This window comes from Streptomyces sp. NPDC044106, assembly GCF_056433985.1.
This window is the reverse complement of record NZ_JBWKFZ010000002.1, coordinates 93,611-117,390: the sequence shown is the minus strand read 5'-3', so window position 1 is coordinate 117,390 and position 23,780 is coordinate 93,611. Positions and strand designations below refer to the sequence as shown.

The 23,780-nt window shown below is 72.1% G+C and carries 20 protein-coding genes; 15 read left to right on the top strand and 5 right to left on the bottom strand.

The window, feature by feature from the left end:
- Positions 1 to 128 precede the first annotated feature (128 nt).
- A complete protein-coding gene (locus AC07DI_RS03280) occupies positions 129 to 890 on the top strand; it encodes an NAD(P)H-dependent oxidoreductase (protein ID WP_478901849.1) in 762 nt (253 codons plus the stop codon).
- A 116-nt stretch (positions 891 to 1,006) separates the two neighbouring features.
- The gene (locus AC07DI_RS03275; RefSeq protein WP_478901848.1) at positions 1,007 to 2,173 is read left to right on the top strand and encodes a carboxylate-amine ligase; all 1,167 of its coding nucleotides are present in this window, start codon (positions 1,007 to 1,009) and stop codon (positions 2,171 to 2,173) included.
- A 122-nt stretch (positions 2,174 to 2,295) separates the two neighbouring features.
- On the opposite strand, the gene AC07DI_RS03270 is transcribed toward AC07DI_RS03275, so the two are convergent.
- Entirely contained in the window at positions 2,296 to 2,670 is a 375-nt protein-coding gene (locus AC07DI_RS03270) for an ArsR/SmtB family transcription factor (RefSeq protein WP_478901847.1), read from the bottom strand.
- Between the two features lie 150 nt (positions 2,671 to 2,820).
- Here AC07DI_RS03270 and AC07DI_RS03265 point away from each other — a divergent pair, with 150 nt between their 5' ends.
- Positions 2,821 to 4,821, top strand: coding sequence for a heavy metal translocating P-type ATPase (locus AC07DI_RS03265; RefSeq protein WP_478901846.1), 2,001 nt, complete (start codon positions 2,821 to 2,823; stop codon positions 4,819 to 4,821).
- Between the two features lie 27 nt (positions 4,822 to 4,848).
- On the opposite strand, the gene AC07DI_RS03260 is transcribed toward AC07DI_RS03265, so the two are convergent.
- On the bottom strand, positions 4,849 to 5,862 hold the full coding sequence (locus tag AC07DI_RS03260) for a GHMP family kinase ATP-binding protein (RefSeq protein ID WP_478902270.1): 1,014 nt from the start codon (positions 5,860 to 5,862) through the stop codon (positions 4,849 to 4,851).
- Between the two features lie 213 nt (positions 5,863 to 6,075).
- Here AC07DI_RS03260 and AC07DI_RS03255 point away from each other — a divergent pair, with 213 nt between their 5' ends.
- From AC07DI_RS03255 to AC07DI_RS03230, 6 genes are all read left to right on the top strand, one after another.
- Positions 6,076 to 7,068, top strand: a complete 993-nt coding sequence (locus AC07DI_RS03255) for a pyridoxal-phosphate dependent enzyme (protein WP_478901845.1) — start codon at positions 6,076 to 6,078, stop codon at positions 7,066 to 7,068.
- Positions 7,069 to 7,141: 73 nt separating this feature from the next.
- Positions 7,142 to 7,978, top strand: a complete 837-nt coding sequence (locus AC07DI_RS03250) for a Rossmann-like domain-containing protein (protein ID WP_478901844.1) — start codon at positions 7,142 to 7,144, stop codon at positions 7,976 to 7,978.
- A complete protein-coding gene (locus AC07DI_RS03245; protein WP_478901842.1) occupies positions 7,975 to 9,225 on the top strand; it encodes an MFS transporter in 1,251 nt (416 codons plus the stop codon). The genes AC07DI_RS03250 and AC07DI_RS03245 overlap by 4 nt, the downstream gene beginning before the upstream one ends.
- Before the next feature lie 71 nt (positions 9,226 to 9,296).
- Positions 9,297 to 10,349, top strand: coding sequence for a FecCD family ABC transporter permease (locus AC07DI_RS03240; protein ID WP_384248030.1), 1,053 nt, complete (start codon positions 9,297 to 9,299; stop codon positions 10,347 to 10,349).
- A gap of 1 nt (position 10,350) precedes the next feature.
- Positions 10,351 to 11,124 (top strand): ABC transporter ATP-binding protein, encoded by a 774-nt coding sequence (locus tag AC07DI_RS03235; protein ID WP_478901841.1) that lies wholly within the window; start codon positions 10,351 to 10,353, stop codon positions 11,122 to 11,124.
- Positions 11,125 to 11,140: 16 nt separating this feature from the next.
- Positions 11,141 to 12,136 (top strand): ABC transporter substrate-binding protein, encoded by a 996-nt coding sequence (locus AC07DI_RS03230; RefSeq protein ID WP_478901839.1) that lies wholly within the window; start codon positions 11,141 to 11,143, stop codon positions 12,134 to 12,136.
- A gap of 62 nt (positions 12,137 to 12,198) precedes the next feature.
- Here the strand turns inward: AC07DI_RS03230 and AC07DI_RS03225 are convergent, their stop codons facing one another.
- Positions 12,199 to 13,617: a tetratricopeptide repeat protein gene (locus AC07DI_RS03225; protein WP_478901838.1), complete on the bottom strand. Its 1,419-nt coding sequence runs from the start codon at positions 13,615 to 13,617 to the stop codon at positions 12,199 to 12,201.
- Between the two features lie 251 nt (positions 13,618 to 13,868).
- Here AC07DI_RS03225 and AC07DI_RS03220 point away from each other — a divergent pair, with 251 nt between their 5' ends.
- Positions 13,869 to 15,911 carry a M6 family metalloprotease domain-containing protein gene (locus AC07DI_RS03220; RefSeq protein ID WP_478901836.1) on the top strand — a complete coding sequence of 681 codons (2,043 nt, stop codon included), beginning with the start codon at positions 13,869 to 13,871 and terminating at the stop codon, positions 15,909 to 15,911.
- 3 nt (positions 15,912 to 15,914) lie between these two features.
- On the opposite strand, the gene AC07DI_RS03215 is transcribed toward AC07DI_RS03220, so the two are convergent.
- Both AC07DI_RS03215 and AC07DI_RS03210 read right to left on the bottom strand, forming a co-directional pair.
- On the bottom strand, positions 15,915 to 16,766 hold the full coding sequence (locus AC07DI_RS03215) for an SMP-30/gluconolactonase/LRE family protein (RefSeq protein WP_478901834.1): 852 nt from the start codon (positions 16,764 to 16,766) through the stop codon (positions 15,915 to 15,917).
- Positions 16,763 to 17,533: an IclR family transcriptional regulator gene (locus tag AC07DI_RS03210; protein WP_478901833.1), complete on the bottom strand. Its 771-nt coding sequence runs from the start codon at positions 17,531 to 17,533 to the stop codon at positions 16,763 to 16,765. The genes AC07DI_RS03215 and AC07DI_RS03210 overlap by 4 nt, the downstream gene beginning before the upstream one ends.
- 205 nt (positions 17,534 to 17,738) lie before the next feature.
- Here AC07DI_RS03210 and AC07DI_RS03205 point away from each other — a divergent pair, with 205 nt between their 5' ends.
- The 5 genes from AC07DI_RS03205 (at position 17,739) to mmsA (ending at position 23,776) form a co-directional block, all read left to right on the top strand.
- Entirely contained in the window at positions 17,739 to 18,905 is a 1,167-nt protein-coding gene (locus AC07DI_RS03205) for a mandelate racemase/muconate lactonizing enzyme family protein (protein WP_478901832.1), read from the top strand.
- Entirely contained in the window at positions 18,902 to 19,915 is a 1,014-nt protein-coding gene (locus AC07DI_RS03200) for a zinc-dependent alcohol dehydrogenase (protein ID WP_478901830.1), read from the top strand. The genes AC07DI_RS03205 and AC07DI_RS03200 overlap by 4 nt, the downstream gene beginning before the upstream one ends.
- A 202-nt stretch (positions 19,916 to 20,117) precedes the next feature.
- Positions 20,118 to 21,092 carry a hypothetical protein gene (locus tag AC07DI_RS03195; RefSeq protein ID WP_478901829.1) on the top strand — a complete coding sequence of 325 codons (975 nt, stop codon included), beginning with the start codon at positions 20,118 to 20,120 and terminating at the stop codon, positions 21,090 to 21,092.
- 3 nt (positions 21,093 to 21,095) lie between these two features.
- Positions 21,096 to 22,205 carry a multiple monosaccharide ABC transporter substrate-binding protein gene (chvE, locus tag AC07DI_RS03190; RefSeq protein WP_478901828.1) on the top strand — a complete coding sequence of 370 codons (1,110 nt, stop codon included), beginning with the start codon at positions 21,096 to 21,098 and terminating at the stop codon, positions 22,203 to 22,205.
- Positions 22,202 to 23,776 (top strand): multiple monosaccharide ABC transporter ATP-binding protein, encoded by a 1,575-nt coding sequence (gene mmsA / locus AC07DI_RS03185; protein ID WP_478901826.1) that lies wholly within the window; start codon positions 22,202 to 22,204, stop codon positions 23,774 to 23,776. The genes chvE and mmsA overlap by 4 nt, the downstream gene beginning before the upstream one ends.
- Positions 23,777 to 23,780 lie beyond the last annotated feature (4 nt).

Sequence of the window (23,780 nt, the reverse complement as noted above, 5' to 3'; positions counted from 1 at the left end):
ACCGGGCGGCCCGCACCACTTCAGGAGTCGGACGCGACGGGCTCCGAGTTCCCGACTGGCCAGATCCTTGCGGACCATGACCATCTGGCCACTCGCAGCGCGGGATCCGGTCGGCACACGATCGGGGCATGAAGATTCTCTGGGTATTCGCACATCCGGAACGGCGCTCGCTCGGCGGGTCCCTGCTGACCGAGGGGCTCGGCACACTGGAGTCGCTCGGGCACGAGCACCGCGTATCGGACCTGTACGGCATGGGCTGGAAGGCCGTGGTCGACGCGGACGACTTCGAGAGCGCCTCGCGCGAGCGGCTGTTCGTGGGTCCCGAGCAGGAACGGGCCTACAGGGAGCGGGCATTGAGCGAGGACATCCGTCTGGAGCAGGAGAAGCTCGCCTGGGCGGACGCGGTCGTCTTCCAGTTCCCGCTGTGGTGGTTCGGGCCGCCCGCGATCCTCAAGGGCTGGTTCGACCGCGTACTCGTCCAGGGCTTCGGTTTCGGCGTCAAGGGCCCCGACGGCCGGACCCTGCGGTACGGGGACGGCGGCCTGACCGGGAAGCGCGCGCTGGTCGTCACCTCGGTCGGCGCCCGGGAGTCCGGATTCGGCCCGCGCGGCATCCACGGCCAGCTGGAGCAGGTGCTGTTCCCCCTGCTGCACGGCACGTTCTGGTACACCGGCATGGCCGCCCTCCCGCCGTACGTGGTGTACGGCGCGGACCGGCTCACGGCCGCGGGCTACGCGCGCGCCGCGGCCGAACTGCGGGAGCGCCTGCGCACCTTGGACACCACGGCGCCGCTGCCCTTCCGTCACGAGAACGGCGGGGCCTACGACGACGATCTGGTACTTCGGCCCGAACTCGCCCCCGGGCTCCGCGGATTGGGCATACACCGGTGAGAACCGGACCGGCCGCGCGTCCGGTGTGACCCGTCCCGGTCTCGCGGCTGCCGCCGCGGGCGAGGAAGGTGGACAGGCACGCGCCGCTCGCCGTCTCTTCGAAGGGCCCGACACGCATGGCGGACCACCTTCCCACCGTCGGCGTCGAGGAGGAGTACTTCCTCGTCGACGCATCGCACCGTGCCGTCGTCGCGGCAGCCGCCCGGGTCCTGCCCCGCGTGAAGCCGCTGGCCGGGGACCTGGTGACCGGCGAGGCCTCCCAGTACCAGGTGGAGGGCAAGACACCACCCTGCGGGACCCTGGGCCAGCTCGGCCGCGAGCTGCGGCGGGTCCGCCGGACCGTCGCGGGCGCCGCGGCCGACGAAGGCCTGCGCCTCGTCGCCTCGGCCACGCCGCTGCTCGGCATGCGGGCGCCGGTCCCGCTCAACACCGATCCGCACTACCACGCCCAGTTCGAGACGTTCCGGTCGCTGTACGACACCTTCGCCTTCTGCGGCCTGCACGTGCACGTCGAGGTGCCCGACCGGAACCATGCCGTCCTGATCAGCAACCATCTGCGGCCGTGGCTGCCCACGCTCGTGGCGGTGGCGGCCAACTCGCCCTTCTGGGAGGAACGGGACAGCGGCTACTGCAGCTGGCGCACGCTCGGCTCCACCCGCTGGCCGGTGGCAGGACCCCCGCCGTACTTCTCATCGGCCGCCCACTACGACGCGCTCGCGGCGTCGCTGCAAGTGGCCGGTGCGACCCTCGGTGAACGCTCGCTGTACTGGGACGTGCGGCCTTGCGCCCATCTGCCCACCCTGGAGATCAGGGCGATGGACGTCACCACGAGCGTCGAGGAGGCGGCGGCCCTCGCCGTCCTGGTACGGGCGCTGGTCGTCCAGGCCCTGGAAAGGGTGCGGCGCGGCGATCCCGGTCCGGCCGTGGACGACGCGCTGCTGCGCGCCGCGTACTGGCGCTGCGCCCGCGACGGGCTGAGCGGGCACAGCCTCGACCCACGCACCAGCCGGCTCGTGCCGGCCCCGCACCAGGTGCGGCGCCTCCTCGAATACGCGCGCCCGACCCTCGCGGCACACGGCGAGCTCCGCCAAGTGACCGCGGTGCTGCGGCAACTGCTCGCGTGCGGCGGTGGCGCCGGGCGGCAGCGCACCGCCCACGCCCGCACCGGCAGCCTGCTCGACGTCGTCGACGACCTGGCCGAGCGCACCGCGGTGATCCCGTCCAGGGGACCCGGCCCACTCGCCGGGCCGCGGCCCGGCCCCGGGATCGAAGTACTGGAATGACCCCTGCCTCGCTCGGGGTACGAGGCAAGGGGTCGAACCCCGCTTGCCCTTGAACCCGACGGGCAATCATGGTTCACCCGCTCGGAGCAGCCGGGGGGCGGGGCCTGCCGGTTCGGGCGGTCTCAGAGCCTGTCGCCCTCGCCGCGCGCGGGGAGGTCCCGGGCGCCGAGGCGCAGATGCTCGATGTGGTAGACGGCCTCGTCCAGGAGCTGCGCCACGTGGTTGTCGTAGAGGCTGTAGACGATGCGGCGGCCCTCACGGGCGCCGGTGACCAGGCCGAGGGCGCGGAGCAGGCGCAACTGGTGGGAGACCGCCGACTGTTCCATGCCCACCGCGTCGGCCAGCGCGCCGACCCCGCACGGGCCCTGGCGCAGTTTGGTGAGGATCATCAGCCGGGACGGTGTGGCCAGCGCCTGGAGAGTGGCGGCGATCGTGGCCGCGGAGTCCGCGTCGAGGTGCGCCGCGGGGCTGATCCTGCTCTCGACTCCGTGTCCCATGCGGCAATCCTACTCGTCATACACTTGAAGACCTCTTCATGTGTTCCGCTATGGTGGATCGCGGCGCGGAGCCCTTCGCCGGGGACCCACCGCCCTGCCCTGCCCCGCTCCGCCCCGCCACGCTCCCCCTCCGTGAAGAGGTGTGCTCCGATGTCCTCCGCTCTGGTGGGCGACCGGCCGTCCCCGGCCCCCGCCCCTCCGACGCCCGGCCGGCCCCGCTCCACCCGCGCCCTCGCCCTGCCCGAGGTGCGCTGGGCCGCGCTGGCCACGGCCGCCTTCCTGCTCGCGTGCCCGCTCGACCTGGCCGGGGCGCCCGCTTGGCTGTGGGGGCCGCTGTACGTGCTCTGTTACGCGGCCGGCGGCTGGGAGCCGACCGTGGCGGGGCTTCAGGCGCTGCGGGAGCGGAGCCTCGACGTCGATCTGCTGATGGTGGTCGCGGCTCTCGGCGCCGCGGCCATCGGGCAGTTCCTCGACGGCGGCCTGCTCATCGTCATCTTCGCGGTCTCGGGAGCGCTGGAGGCGCTGGCGACCCGGCGCACCGCGGACTCCGTGCGCGGGCTGCTCGATCTGGCGCCCGCCCGGGCGGTGCGGCTCACCGGGGCAGCCGGTGCGGGCGGCGAGGGTGGCGAGGAGCAGGTGGCGGCCGATGCGTTGCGGGTCGGCGACACCGTTCTCGTACGGCCCGGGGAGCGGCTGCCCGCCGACGGCACCGTACTCGACGGCAGCAGCGAGGTGGACCAGGCCACCATCACCGGCGAACCGCTGCCCGTGCCCAGGGCGGCGGGCGACGAGGTGTTCGCGGGCACCCTCAACGGCACGGGCGCCCTGCGGGTGCGGGTCGGCCGCGATCCCGCGGACTTCGTCATCGCCCGCATCGTCGCCATGGTCGAGGAGGCCAGCGAGACCAAGGCACCGACCCAGTTGTTCATCGAGAAGGTCGAACAGCGGTATTCGGTCGGTGTGGTGGCCGCCACCCTCGCGCTCTTCGGCGTCCCGCTCGCGCTCGGCGCCGGGTTCACCGAGACGTTGCTGCGGGCCATGACCTTCATGATCGCGGCCTCGCCCTGTGCGGTGGTCCTCGCCACCATGCCGCCGCTGCTCTCCGCCATCGCCAACGCCGGCCGGCACGGCGTGCTCGTCAAGTCGGCCGTCGTGATGGAGCGGCTCGGCACGGTGACGAAGGCCGCCCTGGACAAGACGGGCACGCTGACCGAGGGGACGCCCCGGGTCTCGGAGGTGCGGGCGCTGCCCGGCACGGGCCTCGCCGAGGACGAGGTGCTCGCGCTCGCCGCGGCGGCCGAGCACTCCAGCGAACACCCCCTGGCCCGCGCCGTGGTCGCCGCCGCACGCGAGCGCGGCCTGCGCCTGCCGGGCGCCCGGGACTTCGCGGCGACGCCCGGGTACGGGGTGCGCGCGGTCGTCGGGGGCCGCGAGGTCCGGGTCGGCAGCCCGGAACGGCTCCTGGACGCGGCGGCCGTGCCTCCCGGCGTGCCGAAGGAAGACGCCCGCACCGTGGTGGTGGTCCTGGTCGACGGCACCCCCGCCGCCACCCTCCACCTCACCGACCTGCCACGCCCCGGGGCGGCCGACGCGGTCGCGGCCCTGCGTGGACTCACCGGATCGGAGCCGGTGCTGCTGACCGGCGACACCTCGGGCGCCGCCGCCCCGACGGCACGGGAGACGGGGATCGAGGACGTACGCGCGGGGCTGCTCCCGCAGGACAAGGTGGCGGCCGTACGGGAGTGGGAGGAGCGGGGCGAACGCGTCCTGGTCGTCGGCGACGGCGTCAACGACGCACCCGCGCTCGCCGCCGCGCACTGCGGCGTCGCCATGGGCAGGACCGGATCCGACCTGACCCTGGAGACCGCCGACGCGGTGGTGGTGCGCGACGAACTCGCCACCGTGCCCGCCGTGGTGGCGCTCTCCCGCCGCGCCCGGCGCGTGGTGGCGCAGAACCTCGTCATCGCCTCGCTCTGCATCGCCGCGCTGGTGACCTGGGACCTGGCAGGGCACCTCCCCCTGCCGCTCGGTGTCGCGGGCCACGAGGGCTCCACGGTCCTGGTCGGCCTCAACGGGCTGCGGCTGCTGCGCCGTTCGGCGTGGACCGGGGCGCGGGGCGACGAGGGAGGCGGGGCGGCCGGGCGCCGCTGAGATCCGGGGCCCCGGGCGGACCGCCCATCACGGCTCGCCCTCGCCCGCGACCGCCGGAACGGGGAACGCGGGGGCACCCGGACGACCCGAGACGTTGCCGAAGCTCAGCGTCCGGTAGACCGCCACCCCGCCCGCCGCCGGGCCCCCGCCCGTCAGCTCCCCGCATGCCTGCGCCGCCGCCATGACGCGCCGCGTGTACGCGGGGTCCGTGGCGTCGAGGAGCACACCCAGGGTCGTACCGCTGTGCCCCACCGCCACCCCGAGGCCGCCGACCTCGCGGCAGACCTCCAGCATGGGTCCCAACGCCTTCTTGTGGCGCAGGCGTTGGTTCATCAGGGCGCTGCGCGTGGCGATCCGGCCGACCTCCGCCAGGTCCCCGTGGCGCACGGCGTCGGTGAGACGTCCGAGCAGACCGGCGTAGGCGCGCCGGTCGGCCGCCGTGAACGGCTTGGGGATGCGGTTGAAGTCCACCGTGTCCACCGAGCCGCCCTCGTCGATGCCGACCACGGCCATGGCGGGGAGCGCGCCGAGGACCGAGCGGAGCCGGACGCTGCGGTGGTGGAAGGCGACGATCGCGGGGTAGAGCACGCCGTCGGTGGGTTCGATGCGGGACAGGAGCCGTTCGATCCTCGCGGGCGGCATGGCGACGCCGAGGGCCCGGCCGACCGCGCGCGCCGTGGCGACGAGGTCGGCGGACGAGCTGGCGAGCCCCTTGCCCTCGGGGATCACACTGCTGACGGTGAGCACTCCGCCGGGCACGCGATCCGGGCCCTCAGGCGCCAAGTCGGCGATCATGCGCGCCAGTCGGAGCGCCTTCACCTTCCCGGCCGGCCGGACTTCGAGCTCCCCGGACGGGGAACCCCGCCGGAACGTCGCCATGGCCCACCGCGCGACGGGCAGCGTCACGAGGAAGTCGCCGTCGTCCTCCGGCAGTACGCCCTGGAGCAGCTCTCCGAACGTACCGAAGGCGGTACCGACTCCCACCCCGGGCAGGGCCGCCTCTCGCGGCGGTCGAGGCCTGACCCCGGCCTCCTGGAACAGCTTCACGCGACTCCCTTCGACATCGCGGTGCGCACGAGCACGGCGCTCGGCACGGCACCCCGCGACCAGCAGTGTGCCGACCCTACCTGCTCTTGACAATCATTTTCATCTAGTGTGATGCTCTCGGCGTTCCGGGGGCCACCCGGTTCCCCTCCCGGCCCCCGGCTCCCTCCCTGCCCGCACGCCCCAACGTCACTACGGGGGTTTCCCGCCATGCATCCACACATCGCCGAAGCGATGAAGAGACCGGATCTCATATCGCTCGCCCCGGACCTGGCCTGTCTCCGGTTCGAGACGATGAAGATCTACTCGGCCCTCGGAGCCGTCCGGCACCTCCTCGACACGGGCGCCGTCCGGCCGGGCGACACGCTCATCGACAGCTCCAGCGGCATCTACGCCCAGGCCCTCGCGCTCGCCTGCCACCGCTACGGGATGAAGTGCCACATCGTGGGCTCCACCACCGTCGACCGCTCGACCCGCGTACAGCTGGAGATCCTCGGCGCCACGCTGGAACAGGTCGCGCCCTCCAAAGACCTCCGCCTCGACCAGGAGACGAGGGTGCGGCGCATCGCCGAGATCCTCGCGGACCATCCCTCATACCACTGGATGCGGCAGTACCACGACGGCATCCACTACTACGGCTACCGCGATGTCGCCGACGAGATCGACAAGGAGATCCCGGCCGGGCCCCTCGCGCTGGTCGGCGGCGTCGGCTCGGGCGCGTCGACCGGGGCCATCGCCACCTGCCTGCGCGAGGCGGGCCGGGACGTGTCACTCGTGGGCGTGCAGCCCTTCGGCAGCGTCACGTTCGGCTCCGAGCACGTCGCGGACCCGGACATGATCATCGCGGGGATCGGCAGCGCCATCGAGTTCCGCAACGTGCGGCACGAACTGTACGACCGCGTGCACTGGGTGAACTTCGACAGCGCGCTCTCCGGAGCGGTCTCGCTGCTGCGCACCAGCGGCATCTTCGCCGGACTCTCGGCGGGCGCCGCCTACTTGAGCGCACTGTGGGAGCGCCGCAGGGACGACTCCCGCACGTACGTCTTCATCGCCGCCGACACCGGACACCGCTACGTGGAGAGCGCCTACGCCCGGCACGGACAGGCCCAGGAAGCCGACACGTTGAAGCCGCACGAGATCACCTCGCTCGACGAACTGCGGCACCCCTGGTCCACGACGGCCTGGCCGCCCGCCGCCCCCTGAACGCCTACGCCGGGCGCCTCAACGCATCTGGCACGCACACCCACGCACACCCACGCACCTGGAAAGAACCCACATGTCGCACCCCGCTCCCCACACCGTCGCGGAGCTCACCGACGCCGTCCTGTCGGGCGCCCACGGCCCCGATCCGGCCGATCTCACCGTGACCAGCGCCTTCTGGCTCTACCACACCACCCGGCTCGCCGACGGCGAAGTCACCTACCACAACCACTACTTGCTGCTCCGCGTCGGCGACTCCTTCGGCGCCTGCTCCTTCGAGGCGGGTGAACTCACCCCCGGCTTCTGCGAGAACGCCTCGGGCCGGTCCCTGGACAAACTGCTCCGCGACGAGTCGGCGCCCGTGCGCACGGCGGCGCTCGACGCCTACCTGGCCCGGGTCCGCCCGCACCGCGACGCGGACGACGCCGAGTGCGTCACGCTGCCCGCCGGGACGCCCGAGGTCCGCGCCGAGGCCCGCGACACCGCCGTCGCCGGGCTGCTGGACATCGAGCCGGGCGCCCGGGTCGCCCTGATCGGCGTGGTCAACCCGCTCGTCGCGGCGATACGGGAGCGCGGCGGCGTCTGCCTCCCCTGCGATCTGAACCTGCGCACGACCGCGTGGGGCGAGCCCGTCACCGACGACATGACCGAGGTCCTCGCACAGGCCGACGTCGTCGTCGCCACCGGGATGACCCTCAGCAACGGCACGTTCGACCTGATCCTGCGGCACTGCGTCGAACACGGCGTGCCGCTGATCGTCTACGCCCAGAGCGGCAGCGCCGTCGCCCGCGCCTTCCTCGGCGCGGGCGTCACCGGGCTGAACGCGGAGCCGTTCACGTTCTCCCAGTTCAGCGCCGACCCGACCCCGATGTACCGCTACCGCGCCGCGCTCGCGAACGGAGCGGCCTCGTGAGCGTCGGCACCGACATCAGCGAGGAGACCGAGCCGCTCCCCGGTGACCTGCGCATGGCCCGCACCCTGTGGCCGGTGCTGCTCGCCTCGGCCGTGGGCTTGCTGCCGTTCACCGTCTTCAGCACGTACCTCGTGCCCATCGCCGACGAGGCGGGCAGCAGCGTCGCCGCGATGGGCGGGCTGCGCGGACTCGGCGGCCTGGCCGCCCTGCTCGTCGGCACCGCGCTCGCGCCGCTCATCGACCGGGTCCCCAAGGAGTGGGCGGCGGCGGGCGCGCTCGCCGCCCTCGGCGCAACGGCCGCGCTCGGCACCGCCGGTGACTTCGCCCTGCTCGCCGTCTTCTGCCTGCTCATCGGCGCCAGCACGTCCGTCCTCAACCCGGCGCTGACCGCCGCTGCCGCCGACCGCTTCGGTACCGGCAGGGCGGCCGGGCGCGCGGCGACCCTGGTCACCGCCGTCCAGTCCATGACCGCCATGCTCGCCGCGCCCGTCATCGCGCTGCCCGCGCTGTTCTGGGGGTGGCAGGGCGACCTGCTCGGCGTGAGCGTCCTTTCGCTGCTCCTCGCGGTGGTCTTCGTCGCGCGCCGCAAGGATACGGCCGCCGCCAAGGAGAACCACCCGCCCCAACGCCTGGGTTACGTCGCCTCGTTCAGGGCGCTCGGCGCGGTGCGCGGCGTGGTGCCGCTGCTCCTGATAGCGCTCCTGCGCACCGCCGTGTTCATGGGCTACCTCTCCTATCTCGCGGCGTTCTACGAGGAGCGGTTCGACCTGGGCGCCGGGCTCTTCACCTTCGTATGGACGCTGAGCGGCGCGTCGTTCTTCGTCAGCAATCTCCTCACGGGACGCCTCACCAACGCCACCGAACCGCGTGTCGGCACCGAACGGCTGCTCGTGTTCGGCCTGTTGGCCGCGCTCGTCTCCGTCGTCGGCTTCTACTTCACGCACTGGCTGCCGCTCGCGCTCGCCCTCACCTCGCTGCACGCGGCGAGCCACGCCGTCGTCGCGGCCTGCGTCGTCAGCCTCGTCGTGCGACGCTGCGGTCCTGGACTGCGCGGATCCGCGCTGAGCGTCAACGCGGCCGGCATGAGCCTCGGCGTGTTCGTCGGCGCGGCGCTCGGCGGGGCGGGGCTCGGGCTCGCCGGATATCCGGGCGTGGCCGTCGTGTTCGGCGTGCTCGTCACCGTCGCGGCCTGCGCCGCCGCGCTGGTGCTGCGGGCAGGCACGGCCTTGGACGGGGAGACCTCGTGACCGCGTCCTTCGAGGCACCCACCACGCCCGCCCGGCCCACCGAGCCGACCGCCCCCGCCGAGCCCGTCGGGATGCGCGACCGCCTCACGTCCCCCAAAGCCCTCCTCCTGACCTGCGCCGCCCTCTTCCTCCTCCTGGTCGCCTCCGTCGTGGTGGCGATCGGGCTCGGCGCGGCAGTGGTCACGCCGGGCGACACCGCCCGCTATCTGTGGGCGGCGCTCAGCGGCGGCCGCATCGGTGCCGACGAGAACACGACGTATCAGATCATCTGGCAGATCCGGACACCGCGCGTGCTGCTCGCCGCCCTGGTGGGGGCCGGTCTGAGCGCGGTCGGCGTGGCCATCCAGGCGATGGTGCGCAACGCGCTCGCCGACCCGTTCGTACTCGGCGTCTCCTCGGGGGCGTCGGTGGGCGCCGTCGGCGTGACGGTGACCGGCGGCCTGGCCGCGCTCGGCGTCTACGCGGTGTCGGCGGGCGCGTTCATCGGCGCCGTCGTCGCGTCCTTCCTCGTCTACGCCGCGTCGAGCGACCGGGGCTCGCTCTCCCCGCTGCGCCTTGTCCTGACGGGCGTCGCGATGTCGCTCGGCTTCCAGGCCCTGATGAGCGTGATCATCTACTTCGCGCCGGACAGCGAGGCGACCGGCATGGTCCTGTACTGGACCATGGGCAGCTTCGGCGCCGCCGGCTGGGGGGCGCTGCCCGTCGTGTCCGCGGCCGTACTGCTCGGCGTCGCCGTACTGTACCGGCACGCCAGGGCGCTCGACGTGCTCGCGCTCGGCGACGAGACAGCCGCCAGCCTGGGCGTCGGCGCCGACCGGCACCGCAAGTGGCTACTGGTGCTCGTCTCGCTGGTCACCGGCGTGATGGTCGCCGTCAGCGGCGCCATCAGTTTCGTGGGCCTGGTCATGCCGCACCTGGTGCGGATGGTCGTCGGCGCCACGCACGCCCGGGTCCTCGCCGTCGCTCCGTTGGCCGGAGCCGTCTTCATGGTCTGGGTCGACCTGCTGTCCCGGACGGTGGTGGCGCCGCGCGAACTGCCGCTGGGCGTCATCACCGCGCTGGTCGGCGTGCCGGTGTTCATCGTGCTGATGCGGCGCAAGGGCTACGTCTTCGGGGGCCGTTGAGATGGACCTGCACATCGAAGGACTCGGCGTCGTCACCGACGGCAGAAGCCTGGTGCGCGATCTGTCGCTCGCCGTGGGCAGCGGCCGGGTCGTCGGCCTGGTCGGCCCGAACGGCAGCGGCAAGTCGACCGCGCTGCGCTGCGTGTACCGCGCGCTGCGCCCCACGACGGGCACGGTACGGGTCGGTGGGGACGACCTCGCCGGGCTCACGATGCGGCGCGGCGCGCAGCTCGTCGCCGCGATGACGCAGGACGGCGCCGTCGACCTGGACTTCACGGTCGAGGAGGTCGTCGCGCTCGGCCGGGCCCCGCACCAGCGTGGCAACCAGGCCCTCGACGCACGCGAACGGGAGCTGTGCGCGCGGGCGATGGAGCGGCTCGGCATCCGTCATCTCGCCCGGCGCAGCGCCCTGACCCTGTCCGGCGGCGAGCGCCAGCGCGTGCTGCTCGCCCGGGCACTCGTCCAGGAGCCTGAGGTCCTGGTCCTCGACGAGCCGACCAATCACCTCGACGTACGCCACCAGATCGAGGTCCTCTCGCATCTGCGCGGCGCGGGCCTCACCGTCCTCGTCGTCCTGCACGACCTGAACCTCGCGGCGGCGGCCTGCGACCGGATCGGGGTGCTGTCCCAGGGGCGGCTCGTGGCCTCGGGAACGCCCGCGGACGTCCTCACCGAAGAGCTGGTCGCCGAGGTGTTCGGCGTCAGGGCCAGCGTCGTCACGCACCCGCTGACGGGCGACCCGCAGCTGCTCTACTCGCTCGACCCCTCCCTCTGAAAGGCACCGAATCCCCATGTCCCACACCCGATCCGTCGCGGCGGGCTCCGCCCTCGCGCTGACGCTGCTCGTCGGCTGCGGCGCCGACATCGACTCGGACAGCGGCGCCCGGACGGCGGCGAAGACCACCGTCAAGCGCTGCGGCGAGCCCGTCTCCTACAAGGTCCCGCAGCGTGCCGTGGCGTACGAGGGCGGCAGCGCCGACAAGCTGTTCAGCCTCGGCCTCACCGAGCACGTGCACGGGTACGTGCTGCCGCCCGCCAACCCACCGGTGAGCGAGTCCCCCTGGGCGTCGGAGTACGCCAAGGTGAAGATGCTCGGCGACGATCTGCTCAACAAGGAGCTGGTCGTCGAGGCGAAGTCCGACTTCGTCGTCGCGGGGTGGAACTCCGGCTTCAGCGACCAGCGCGGCATCACCCCGACGATCCTGGACGAGCTCGGCGTCCAGAGCTTCATGCACACGGAGAGCTGCTTCAACTACCCCGGACATCCGGAGAAGGTCACGCCGTTCAAGGCGCTGTACACCGACCTGGAGCGGCTCGGCGCCATCTTCCGCGTCCAGAAGAAGGCGGATCAGGTCGTCGGTGACCTGAAGAAGCGGGTGGCGGCCGTCGAGGAGAAGGCGCCCAAGGGCGGCAGGCGGGTGCCGGTCTTCCTCTACGACTCGGGGACCGACCAGCCCTTCACGGCAGGCAGCCAGGTCCCGCCGAACGACATCATCAAGAGCGCGGGCGGCCGGAACATCTTCGACGGCCTCGACGAGCGCTGGACGCAGGTCAACTGGGAGGCCGTGGCCAAGGGGGAGCCCGAGGTCGTCATCATCCTCGACTACGGCGACCGGCCCGCGAAGAAGAAGATCGAGTTCCTGAAGAAGTCCCCGCACACGAGGGAGCTGCCCGCCGTGCGGAAGAACAACTTCTTCGTCCTCGACTACAACGAGGGCATCAGTGGGCCGCGCAACGTCGACGGCCTGGAGAAGTTCGGGAAGTACCTGCGGGAACTCGAACGCTAGGGGGCCCCTCCCGCGCTATCACTGCTCTCACTGTTCTCACCGCCTCAGCGGCCTCAGCGGCCTCAGCCCTTGAGGGCCGCCACCCCCTGTGCCGCCTGGTCCGCCGCCCTCGCGCGGGCCGTGGCGGCGAGCGCGGCCTGCCCCGCCTCTTCGGCCAGGCGTGCCCGGGCCAGCCAGTTGTACGGGCAGACCGGGCGCAGGCTGATGCGCTCGCTCAGCAGGGTGCGGGCCAGGCTGCGACGGCTCCCGCGCAGCGCGGCCTCCAGCAGGGTCTTGTGCACGGCGTCGCGCTGGGCGTGGCTTCCGCCGTATGTGTGCAGGCGGTGGCGGACGGGGAGCAGGAGGTCCACGGCCCCGTCGTAGTCGTGCGCGCCATAGGCGATGAGCGCGCGGCAGACGGGCAGGCCGACCTCCGCGGTCATGGCGTGGTTGGCGAGCCCGGCGCCGCCGCGTGCGACGTAGGCCTCGCGCTCGCGCACCAGGCGTGCGGCGTCGGCGGTGCGGTCCGCGCCGACGTATGCCATGACCGCGTGCACGTCGTTGAAGGCGTAGTACGCGCCGTCGTGCCGGTCGGCCCAGGCGTCGGCGAGCCGCTGCCGGCGGTCTCCCGCGTCCTCGCCCGCCAGGTGCAGGCGCCACAGCAGGGCGGCTGCGTCCAGGAGTTCCATCGCCGCGCCCGTCGACCGGGCGTGGTGCAGGGCGCTGTCGTAGATTTCCAGTACGCGGGGGATGTCACCGGCCTCCAGGGCGTAGAGGCAGTAGTGCCACCAGTTGTGCACGTTCAGGTAGTTGCCCGCCGCCCAGTCCCCGGCGCGGGCGTCGAGGTAGCGGATGCCGTCGGCGAACCGCCCCTGCATCTCGTAGGTGTGGACCACCGCGTGGATCGCCCACACGTCGCGCGGCCGGCGCTCGACGGCCGCGAGGCCGCTCTCCCGGGCCTGCTCGTAATGGCCCGCCTCCTCCAGGCCGAAGGCGTACATGCCAAGGACGGGGCCGTAGTGCGGGTCCGCCTCGTCCCAGGCCGAGAGGGCGCCGCCGACGCGGTCGCGCAGCCGTGGCGCGTCGCCGGTGAAGAAGTCGATCTGGTGGCCGACGGTCAGGGCGAGCACGTCGTGCGGGTACTCCACGGTGATCTCGCCGAGCACCCGGCCCGCCCGGTGGGTGTCGCCTCGCAGCCAGGCGGTGGCGGCGGCGACGTGCATCCGCTCGCGCGGTGTCATCTCGCCCCGGTGCACGTGCTCGTCGAAGCGCTCGAAGGCGTCGCGGGCGTCGGCGGCGTCCTTCTCCTCGGTGCCGAGCAGGCCGAGATGGGCGGCCAGGACGTTGCCCATGACGGAGCGCGGGGCGGCGGCGAGCACCTGCCGGGAGGTGTCGGCCACCTCGGGGCGGAAGAAGAGGAGGTGGTCGAGCGCCTGCTCGTAGGCGGCCACGGCATCGGCGCCGGTGCGGGACATCGGGTGGCCGTGCCGGTCGGCTGCCATGGTCGGCTCCTTCTGGGGCGGGCGCTGGGCGGGCCGCCGGGCCGGTCGTCCGGCGGCGTGAAGACGATCCTGCCCACCGGGAGGGCTCTTGACGCACATGGCGCGGGCGAGGGAGACGCCACGCGAACGCCCTGATGGCACTCTGGCATCACTGCTCCGGGCGGCTTACCTTGGGCAGCGGTGACCGCACCACTCGCACGGCTTGTCATGCACTTGTCCATTTTGCCCCGGCAAGAGGCACGAGGTGAGCCATGTTCCTCCGACACAGACGCACCACCGTCATTGCCGCCGTCCTCGCCACCCTGGCGGCGGCCGCCGTCGGCACCGCGCAGGCGACGCCCGACGGGCCCGGCGACACCATCCGGTCCCGCCCGTCCCTGATCCGGCCCGTCGACCCGCAGAACTGGCGCAACCCCGACGACATGACCTGGGGCGACCACCGCTCCGTGCCCGGCACCGACTGGGCGAACCCCGACGTCAAAGCCACCGACCGGACCTTCAAGGGCGCCCTGGTCCTCCTGGACTACCCCGACGAGGGGTTCACGGTCAGCGGACCGCCCGGATCGAGCGTCTTCGGCAACCCGCAGCCGACCGCATCCAACGTTCCCCGCACTCAACTGCCCCGGTTCTACCAGGACTTCCTCAACAAGCCGGGCCCTCTCAACCACGGGCACACCATCAACGAGTACTGGATGGAGGACTCCGGCGGCCGCGTCGGCGTCGACCTGAAGGCCTTCGGCGTCTACCGCATGCCGTTCAAGTCCTTCCAGTACGGCGTCGAGCCCGGCATGAACCCCGGCGCCTGCCCCACCGGCACCACCTGCGGCAAGAACATCCGCACCGACGGCAGGGCCGCCTGGATCGCACAGGTCGGCGAGGCGGAGGCGGCCAAGTACGACTTCGTCTTCTTCCTCACCGCGGGGCAGGACGAGTCCTCCACCTGGCAGGAGTTCGGCCAGATGAAGTTCGCCGCCCAGGCACAGGTACCGGCCGCGTGGGGGCCGCCGTCCCCCATCCCGTCCGGTGGCAACGCCGCCGCCACCCGCTATGTGCCGTGGACCTCCTGGCAGGCCGCGGCCCGCATCTGGCCCAACGCCGAAACCGGCTCCTCCACGCAGGCCGAGAGCTCGGGCATGGGGGTGTACGCCCATGAGCTCAGCCACATCCTGGGCATCGGCGACAACTACAACAACCCCTACGGCACACCCCTGAGCCGCACCTACACCGGCATCTGGAGCATGCTCTCGCGCGGTTCGTTCAACGGGCCCGGCGGACCGCACACCCGCTGGAAGATCCCGGCGACCGACGGCGGCTCGATGGGCTCCCACCACGTGCTGCGCGACAAGCTGAAGCTCGGCATCGTGGACGAGAAGAACGTGCTGCGCCTGGACCGCGACGCCCTCAAGGACTCCGGCCTGGTCGTCGCCGACGTCACCGCCCGCTCGGCGCCGCCCGGCGCCACCGGCCTCTCCGGCATCAACATCGCCATGTCCCGCGACCGGTCCCCCGCCTGCGACCGCGGCACCGACCCGCTGTGCGACGGCGGCGGCTACCAGAACTACACCGCCGAAGTGGTGGACCGCATGGGCATGGACTCCTTCACTCCGGACAACGGCGTGCTGATCAGCAAGACCAAGAACCAGGACCGGGCGCCCTTCGCCTGGGTGATCGACGCCCACCCCGAGGACATCGGCATGGTGGACTTCACGCGCCCCGACGGCACCCCGCAGAAGATCACCATGGGCGACTACCGGCAGCTCAGCGACGCGCTCTTCCACGCCGGCGCCGACTCCGGCAGCTCCTACGAGTACGTCGACCGCGCCAACCGCCTGCACTTCTACGTCACCGACATCCGGCGCGGCCCCTCGGGCATCCTCTCGTACACCATCGCGGTCAAGTCCCTCGACGGCGCGGGCCCGCAGCGCCGCGGCACCGCGCTGGGCCGCGGCGATGCCAAGGGCAATCCCGCCAAGAGCCGCGCCATCTGCACGTTCCCGCTGAAGAACACCGGCCGCGCGCTCGCCGACCCGCCGGGCGACCACCCCGAGGACGTCTCCCGCTACCTCGCATCCGACGTCTACCGGCTCTCCGCGAAGGCTTCGGGCCGCGGCTGGTCCGCCTGGCTGCCGACCAGGCTGACCACCGCGAAGGCGGGCTCCACCGTCGACGTGGACGTCGCCGTCACCGCGCGGCCGTCCGCCCGCCCGCACAGCCGCCTCACCCTCACCGCCCGCTCGGTGAGCGACCCGAAGAAGACCGCGACGGCCACCTGCGCCCTCACCAAGAAGGGCTGAGCCTCAGCCCGCGAAAGGGACGCCAGGCATGCCATGGCCCGCGTCCGGCACGACCAGGAGCGAGCCCGAGAGGGGGTGCGGACGGTCGAGGCCGGTGCGGGCCGTGGTGATGTACAGGTCGCGCAGGCCGGGGCCGCCGAAGGCGCAGGCAGTGGGGCGGCGCACCGGCAGCCGCACGACTCTGTCGAGCCTGCCCTCGGGGGTGTAGCGGCGGATCGCGGCGCCGTCCCAGAGGGCGACCCAGACACAGCCGTCGGCGTCGACGGTGAGGCCGTCGGGGATGCCCGCTCCTTCCTCGATGTGCGCGAACGGGCGTCTGTTCAGCGCGCGTTGGCCGCTGTGGTCGAGTACGTCGATGCGCCGGGTGGGGCTGTCGACGTAGTAGACGAGCCGCCCGTCGGGGCTCCAGCCGGTGCCGTTGCTGACGGCCACCGAGCCGAGCAGTTCGGTGACGGTGCCGTCGGGGGCGACGCGGGTGAGGGCGCCGCCGCCCGGCGCCTCGTCGTAGCGCATGGTGCCCGCCCAGAGCGCGCCGTCGGGCGCGACGGCCGCGTCGTTGCCCCGGCGGCCCGGCACCGGATCGCGCACCAGCCAGGTGAAGGGGGCGCCACCGGGTCCGTACAGGCCGATGCCGTCGCGGAGGTTGACGATCAGGCCGCCGCCCGCGCGGGGCTTCGCGGCGCCCACGTGCTGCTCGGTGGCCATGACCGTGCGGCGGCCGTCGCCGGGCGCGTAGGTGTGCAGGCGCGAGCCGAGGATGTCGACCCAGATCAGCCGCTGGGCGGCCGCGTCCCAGGTGGGGCCCTCGCCGAGCGACGCCTGCGCGCGCACGGCCACCTCGTACGCGTACGTCATCGCGCGCCCCGGTGGCCGAGGCGCACCGACAGGTCACCGGCGCCCTTCGCGGCCAGCTCGGCGAGTTCGCTCTCGCGCTCCTCGCTCCAGCGGATCATCGGCACGGAGATGGAGAGGGCGGCGACGACCTGCCCGGCGCCGTCGCGCACCGGCGCCGCCACGCAGCTGACGTCGGGGTTGGACTCGCGGTGCTCGACGGCGACACCCCGCCTGCGGATCCCGGCGAGCGCGGTCAGGAGCTCGTCGCGATCGGTGATGCTTGCGGCGGTCATGGCGGTGAACTCCCGCCCCTGGAGCCGGGCTTCGAGCTCGGTCGGGGGCAGCGAGGCGAGCAGCATCTTGCCGACAGAGGTGCAGTGCGCGGGAAGCCTGCGGCCCGCCGCGGAGACCATCCGCACGGCGTGCGTGGAGTCCACCTTGGCGATGTAGATGACGTCGGTGTCCTCCAGGATCGCCACGTGGACGGTCTCGTCGCAGGTCTCGGCGACCTCGCGGGCCACCTGCTGGCCCTCCGCGGCGAGGTCGAGCTGTTCCGCGTACCGGCTGCCGAGCTGGTAGGTGCGCACGCCAAGGCGGTAGCGGCCGGGCTGGTCCGGCAGCTGGACGAGGTAGGAGCGGGCGGCCAGGGTGGTCAGCAGCTCGTGCACGGTGGTGCGCGGCAGCTGGAGCTTGCGGGTGACCTCGGGCGCGGACAGCGTCCCGTCGCCCTCGAGGAACAGTTCGAGTATGTCCAGCGACCTGGTCACCGCGGGCACCAGTCGTCCCATGAGTTCGGCCCTCCACCGTGCGCGTCCGAAACTTCGGTCGCCGATCGATATGACGAACACAGGGTAGGCACGGCGCAGTTCGCGGCGCAATGGCCTCCAAGACCGTTCCGCGCGAACCATTGACACCTTCCGGCCACCGTGAATACCGTCACGCCAACATTTCGAACGTGTGACGAAATATCGAACAAGTCAAGGGACAACTGCCTTGCGCATCACGGGAATCAGCACGCATGTGGTCGGAACACCCTGGCGGAATCTCACCTACGTCCAGGTCCATACCGACGAGGGCCTGACCGGTGTCGGCGAGACCCGCATGCTCGGCCACACGGACGCACTTCTGGGATACCTCAGGGAGGCGGAGGCCAATCACATCAAGGGGTCCGACCCGTTCGCGGTCGAGGATCTCGTGCGCCGGATGAAGTACGGCGACTACGGCCGGGCCGGTGAGATCGTGATGTCGGGCATCGCCGTCATCGAGATGGCCTGCTGGGACATCAAGGGCAAGGCGCTGGGCGTCCCCGTCTGGCAGCTCCTCGGTGGCAAGGTCACCGACCGCGTCAAGGCGTACGCCAACGGCTGGTACACCACCGAGCGCACCCCGGAGGCGTACCACAAGGCAGCGCAGGCGGTCATGGAGCGCGGGTACCGCGCCCTGAAGATCGACCCGTTCGGGACCGGCCACTACGAACTGGACCACGAACAGAGCCTGTACGCGGTGTCGTTGATCGAGGCGGTGCGCGACGCGATCGGGCCCGACGCCGAACTGATGCTGGAGATGCACGGCCGGTTCTCGCCCGCCACCGCGATCCGCCTCGCCCGCGGCCTCGCACCGTTTAGGCCGGCGTGGCTGGAGGAGCCGGTGCCGCCGGAGAACCTGAAGGCCCTGGCGAAGGTCGCCGCCAAGGTGGACATGCCGGTGGCGACCGGTGAGCGCATCCACGACCGGATCGAGTTCCGCGAGCTCTTCGAGAGCCAGGCCGTCGACATCATCCAGCCGGACGTCGGCCACATCGGCGGCATCTGGGAGACCCGCAAGCTGGCGGCCACCGCCGAGACGCACTACATGCTGGTGGCCCCGCACAACGTCGGCGGCCCCGTACTGACCGCGGCCTCACTCCAAGTCGGCTTCACCGCACCGAACTTCAAGGTCCTTGAGCACTTCAACGACTTCGCGGACGCGGACATCAAGAAGGTGGTGAAGGGCGCACCGCGGGTCGACCCGGAGACGGGCTGCTTCCACCTGTCGCACGAGCCGGGCCTCGGCGTCGAGCTCGACACGGACGCGGCGGCCGAATTCCCGCAGCAGCAGGCCCGGTTCGACCTGTGGGCCGAGGGCTGGGAGAAGCGGGCGCCCGGCGGAGCCGGGAGGTGAGCAGCCGCGCGGTCGTCGTCGACCGGCCGGGCGTGCACCGCCTCGTCACCGGCGACGTGCCGGTGCCGGGGCCCGGTGAGGTCCTGGTCGAGGTCGCCGCGGCCGGTATCTGCATGAGCGACCGCGAGGTGTACGACGGACACCGCGACTCCGCCTACGTCCGCTACCCGGTGGTGCCGGGCCACGAGTGGTCCGGGACCGTGGTGGCCGTCGGCTACGGCGTCGACGCCCACCTCGTCGGGCGCAGGACCGTCGCCGAGGGGTTCCGGGCGTGCGGGGTGTGCGAGCGCTGCCGGTGCGGTGAGACGAGCCTGTGCACCGGCGGCTACGCGGAGACCGGGTTCACCGAGCCCGGCGCCTTCGCCGACCATCTCACCGTCCCCGCACGGCTGTTGCACCTGCTGCACGACGACGCGGACCTGCGCGCCGCCGCACTGCTCGAACCGTCCGCGGTGATCGCGGCGGCCGTGCGGACCGGGCGCCCACGGCCCGGTGAGCGCGTCGCGGTGGTGGGCGCGGGCACTCTCGGACTGCTCGCCGTGCAGCTTCTCGCCGCGTCGAACCCGGCCGAGCTGACCGTCGTCGACCCGCGCGCGGCCCGCGGGGAGCAGGCGCAGGAGTTCGGGGCGACGCGCGCGCTGTCCCCCGCGGAGGCGGAGTCGGCGTACGGCTCCTTCGACCTCGTGGTGGAGACCGCGGGCGCGCCGACCACGGCCGCCTCGTCCTGCCTGCTGGCCCGCAGGGGTGGACGGGCCGTGCTCACCGGCATGTTCGCGCCGGGGGCCGTCGGCATCGACCCGGTGCATCTGTCCCTCAGTCAGCTGGAGGTGCGCTCCGTCTTCGGGGCGCCGTCCTCGGCCTGGTCGGAGGCGGTGCGGGCGTTCGGGCTCGGGCTGCTTGACCCGGCGCCGCTGATCACGCACGAGTTCCCCCTGGAGCGGTACGGGGAGGCGGTCGCCCTCGTCGGCGGCGGTGATCCCGGGACCGGCAAGGTCCTGCTGCTGCCCTGAGCGGCTCCCTGCCCCGAGCGGCTCCCTTGTCCGCGGGCCGCGGGGGGGGCCGGTCGCGCGGTTCCCCGCGCCTCCGAGCACGACACCGCGGCGCCCCGTGTGACGCGTGGCTACCCCCGTACACCGCCGTACATCCCCGGACACCCCAGACACGAAGCTCGTCCGGCCTCCCGGGCGAGGCGATCCGACGCGAAGGACGACTGTGACCAACCCCTCCACCCGCCTCCCCCGGCCGCCCGGCGAACCCGCGCTCACCGCCCTCGGGCTCGCCGCCCCCTCCCCCGATCCCGCGGACGCCTCCCCGCACACCTTCCCCGACGGCGGCACCTGGCGCACCGAGATCCCCTCCGTCGAGGGGCCCGAGGCGCTCGCCGTGGTGCTCAAGGAGAGTGCGCGCCTCGACGTGCCCGTTCACCGCATCAGCCAGGGAAGCGGTGTCTGGATGCTCACCGACGTCGAGATCACCGAGATGGTCGAGGCGTGCGCCGAGCGCGACATCGAGCTGTGCCTGTTCACGGGGCCGCGCGGCACGTGGGACACCGGCGGCTCCACCCGTACCGACTCCGGCGGCGCCGGGCTGCGGGCCCGGGGCCACGACGCGCTCGCGGGCTGCGTCGAGGACGCCGTGCGCGCCACCGGACTCGGCGTGCGGTGCCTGCTCGTCGCGGACGAGGGCGTGCTGTGGACGCTGCACCGGCTGCGCACCGCCGGCGTCCTGCCCGCCGCCACCACCTTCAAGCTGTCCGCGCTGACCGGCCCGGTCAACCCCGCCTCGTACGCCGTGTACGAACGGCTCGGCGCCGACTCGCTCAACGTACCCTCCGATCTGACCCCGGCCCACCTCACCGAGATCCGCAGGGTCAGCCGCGCCCCCATGGACATGTACGTCGAGGCGCCCGACGACCTCGGCGGCTACGTCCGGATGTACGAGGTCGCCGAGCTGATCCGGCGTGGCGCCCCCCTGTACGTGAAGTTCGGCCTCGCCAAGGCCACCGGCATCTACCCCTACGGCGCCCACCTGCGCGAGCACGCCCTGGCCACGGCCCGTGAGCGGGTCAGGCGCGGCCGGCTCGCCCTCGATCTGCTCGCCCGGCACGGCGCGGACGGCGGCATGTCGCCGCGCGGCTCGCGGCACCCCGGCGAGCTGTGCCGTTTCCCCGTCCCGGAAGGGGACTGACCCATGCGCACCCGCACACTCGCCGTCGCCACCGCAGCCGCGCTGCTCGCCGTGTCGCTCTCCGCCTGCGGTCAGGAGGCCAAGGGCGGCAGCCGCTACAAGCCGGACGACGGCAAGGGCGGCACGATCGGTCTCGCCATGCCCACCAAGTCCTCCGAGCGGTGGATAGCCGACGGCAAGAACATGGCGGAGCAGTTCAAGAAGGCCGGCTACGAGACCGACCTCCAGTACGGCGACGACAAGGTGGAGAACCAGGTCGCCCAGATCGAGAACATGATCACCAAGGGGCACCGGCTCCTGGTGGTCGCCGCGATCAACGGCTCGGCCCTGACCGACGTACTGAAGCGGGCGCACGAGGCGGGCGTCCCCGTGATCTCGTACGACCGCCTCATCCTCGGCACCGAGAACGTCGACTACTACGCGTCGTTCGACAACGAACGCGTCGGCCGCATCCAGGGCCAGTACCTCGTCGACAAGCTGAAGCTCGGCAAGCCCGACAAGGACGCCGGTGAGCCGCGCTCCGTCGAATTGTTCGCGGGCGACCCGGACGACAACAACACCAAGTACTTCTGGAACGGCGCCATGAAGGTGCTCAAGCCGTACTTCGACAGCGGTCAGCTCGTCGTGCGCAGCAAGCAGACGCGGATCAACCAGGCCACGACCCTGAAGTGGGACGGCGGCACCGCGCAGAAGCGCATGGACGACCTGATCAGCAAGAGCTACGGCTCACGGCGCGTCGACGCGGTGCTCTCGCCGTACGACGGCATCTCGATCGGCGTCATCTCGGCGCTGAAGAGCGCGGGGTACGGCACCAGGAGCGAGCCGCTGCCGGTCATCACGGGCCAGGACGCGGAACTCGCGTCGGTGAAGTCGATCATCCGCGGTGAGCAGACGCAGACCGTCTTCAAGGACACGCGGAAACTCGCCGCGCAGACGGTGAAGATGGGCGACGCCGTCCTGAACGGCAAGAAGGTGCAGGTCAACAATGTGAAGGACTACAACAACGGCGAGAAGACCGTGCCGGCCTTCCTGCTGAAGCCGGTGAGCGTAGACAAGTCCAACACCCGGCTCCTCGTCGACGAGGGGTACTTCACGGCAGGGCAGCTCAAGTGAGCGCGCCACTCCTGGAGATGCGCGGCATCACCAAGATGTTCCCCGGCGTCAAGGCGCTCTCCGACGTGCATCTGACCGTGCGGCCCGGGGAGATCCACGCCATCTGCGGCGAGAACGGCGCGGGCAAGTCGACGCTGATGAAGGTCCTCAGCGGCGTGCACCCGCACGGCGGCTACGAGGGGGAGATCCTCTTCGAGGGCGAGCCCGTGGCCTTCAAGGACATCCGGGCCAGCGAGCGGCGCGGCATCGTCATCATCCACCAGGAGCTTGCCCTGGTGCCGTACTTGTCGATCGCGGAGAACATCTTCCTCGGCAACGAGCAGTCCACCCGGGGCTTCATCGACTGGAACGACACGCTGCGCCGGGCGAGCGCCCTGCTGAAGCGGGTGGGCCTGCGCGAGAAGCCGCAGACGCCGGTCTCCGACATCGGCGTGGGCAAGCAGCAGCTGGTGGAGATCGCCAAGGCGCTGTCGAAGGAGGTGAAACTGCTCATCCTCGACGAGCCGACGGCCGCACTCAACGACGAGGACAGCGGCAAGCTCCTCGACCTGATCGTGGAGCTGCGCGGACAGGGCGTCGCGAGCATCATCATCTCGCACAAGCTGGGCGAGATCCGGCAGATCGCCGACGCGGTCACGATCCTGCGCGACGGGCAGGCCGTCGAGACACTGACCGTACGCCAGAGCCCCGACGCCCCGGCCCAGTTGTCGGAGGACCGCCTCATCCGGGGCATGGTCGGCCGCGACCTGGACCACCGCTTCCCCGACCGCACGCCGTACGAGGGCGCGGACGCGGGCGAGCCGGCGCTGTCCGTCGAGGGCTGGACGGTGCGGCATCCGGTCGACCACCAGCGCACAGTCGTCGACGACGTGTCGCTGACGGTGCGGCGCGGCGAGATCGTGGGCATCGCGGGTCTGATGGGCGCGGGCCGCACCGAGCTGGCGATGTCCGTCTTCGGGCGGTCGTACGGGCAGTACGTCGCCGGAAGCGTGGCCGTGAACGGCCGCCCGGTGGTGACCAGGACGGTGCCGGCGGCGGTCGGCGCGGGGATCGCCTATGTCACCGAGGACCGCAAGCGCTACGGCCTGAACCTCATCGACAACATCAACCGCAACGTCTCGCTGGCCTCGCTGCCGGGCATGCGCGGGCGCCGCGTCGGCGGCTTCGTCGACGAACACCACGAGCGCCAGGTCTCCGAGCGCTACCGGAAGTCGATGAACATCAAGACGCCCACGGTCTTCGAGCAGGTGGGCCGCCTCTCCGGCGGCAATCAGCAGAAGGTCGTCCTGAGCAAGTGGATCCACGCCGACCCCGAGGTCCTGATCCTCGACGAGCCGACGCGCGGCATCGACGTGGGCGCCAAGTACGAGATCTACACCGTCATCGACAGGCTCGCGGCGCAGGGCAAGGCGGTCCTGTTCATCTCCTCCGAACTGCCGGAGCTGCTCGGGATGTGCGACCGGATCTACACGATGGCCGAGGGCCGCCTGACCGGTGAGGTCACGCGCGCGGAGGCCACCCAGGAAGTCCTGATGCGCCATATGACCAAGACCAGAAGCACCAGGAGCTGAGGCC

What these genes read in the sequence shown, in the direction of transcription:
- AC07DI_RS03280 (WP_478901849.1), top strand. Translation starts at nt 129, where the DNA reads ATGAAGATTCTCTGGGTATTCGCACATCCGGAACGGCGCTCGCTCGGC.
- AC07DI_RS03275 (WP_478901848.1), top strand. Translation starts at nt 1,007, where the DNA reads ATGGCGGACCACCTTCCCACCGTCGGCGTCGAGGAGGAGTACTTCCTC.
- AC07DI_RS03270 (WP_478901847.1), bottom strand. Translation starts at nt 2,670, where the DNA reads ATGGGACACGGAGTCGAGAGCAGGATCAGCCCCGCGGCGCACCTCGAC.
- AC07DI_RS03265 (WP_478901846.1), top strand. Translation starts at nt 2,821, where the DNA reads ATGTCCTCCGCTCTGGTGGGCGACCGGCCGTCCCCGGCCCCCGCCCCT.
- AC07DI_RS03255 (WP_478901845.1), top strand. Translation starts at nt 6,076, where the DNA reads ATGCATCCACACATCGCCGAAGCGATGAAGAGACCGGATCTCATATCG.
- AC07DI_RS03250 (WP_478901844.1), top strand. Translation starts at nt 7,142, where the DNA reads ATGTCGCACCCCGCTCCCCACACCGTCGCGGAGCTCACCGACGCCGTC.
- AC07DI_RS03240 (WP_384248030.1), top strand. Translation starts at nt 9,297, where the DNA reads ATGCGCGACCGCCTCACGTCCCCCAAAGCCCTCCTCCTGACCTGCGCC.
- AC07DI_RS03235 (WP_478901841.1), top strand. Translation starts at nt 10,351, where the DNA reads ATGGACCTGCACATCGAAGGACTCGGCGTCGTCACCGACGGCAGAAGC.
- AC07DI_RS03230 (WP_478901839.1), top strand. Translation starts at nt 11,141, where the DNA reads ATGTCCCACACCCGATCCGTCGCGGCGGGCTCCGCCCTCGCGCTGACG.
- AC07DI_RS03225 (WP_478901838.1), bottom strand. Translation starts at nt 13,617, where the DNA reads ATGGCAGCCGACCGGCACGGCCACCCGATGTCCCGCACCGGCGCCGAT.
- AC07DI_RS03220 (WP_478901836.1), top strand. Translation starts at nt 13,869, where the DNA reads ATGTTCCTCCGACACAGACGCACCACCGTCATTGCCGCCGTCCTCGCC.
- AC07DI_RS03215 (WP_478901834.1), bottom strand. Translation starts at nt 16,766, where the DNA reads ATGACGTACGCGTACGAGGTGGCCGTGCGCGCGCAGGCGTCGCTCGGC.
- AC07DI_RS03210 (WP_478901833.1), bottom strand. Translation starts at nt 17,533, where the DNA reads ATGGGACGACTGGTGCCCGCGGTGACCAGGTCGCTGGACATACTCGAA.
- chvE (WP_478901828.1), top strand. Translation starts at nt 21,096, where the DNA reads ATGCGCACCCGCACACTCGCCGTCGCCACCGCAGCCGCGCTGCTCGCC.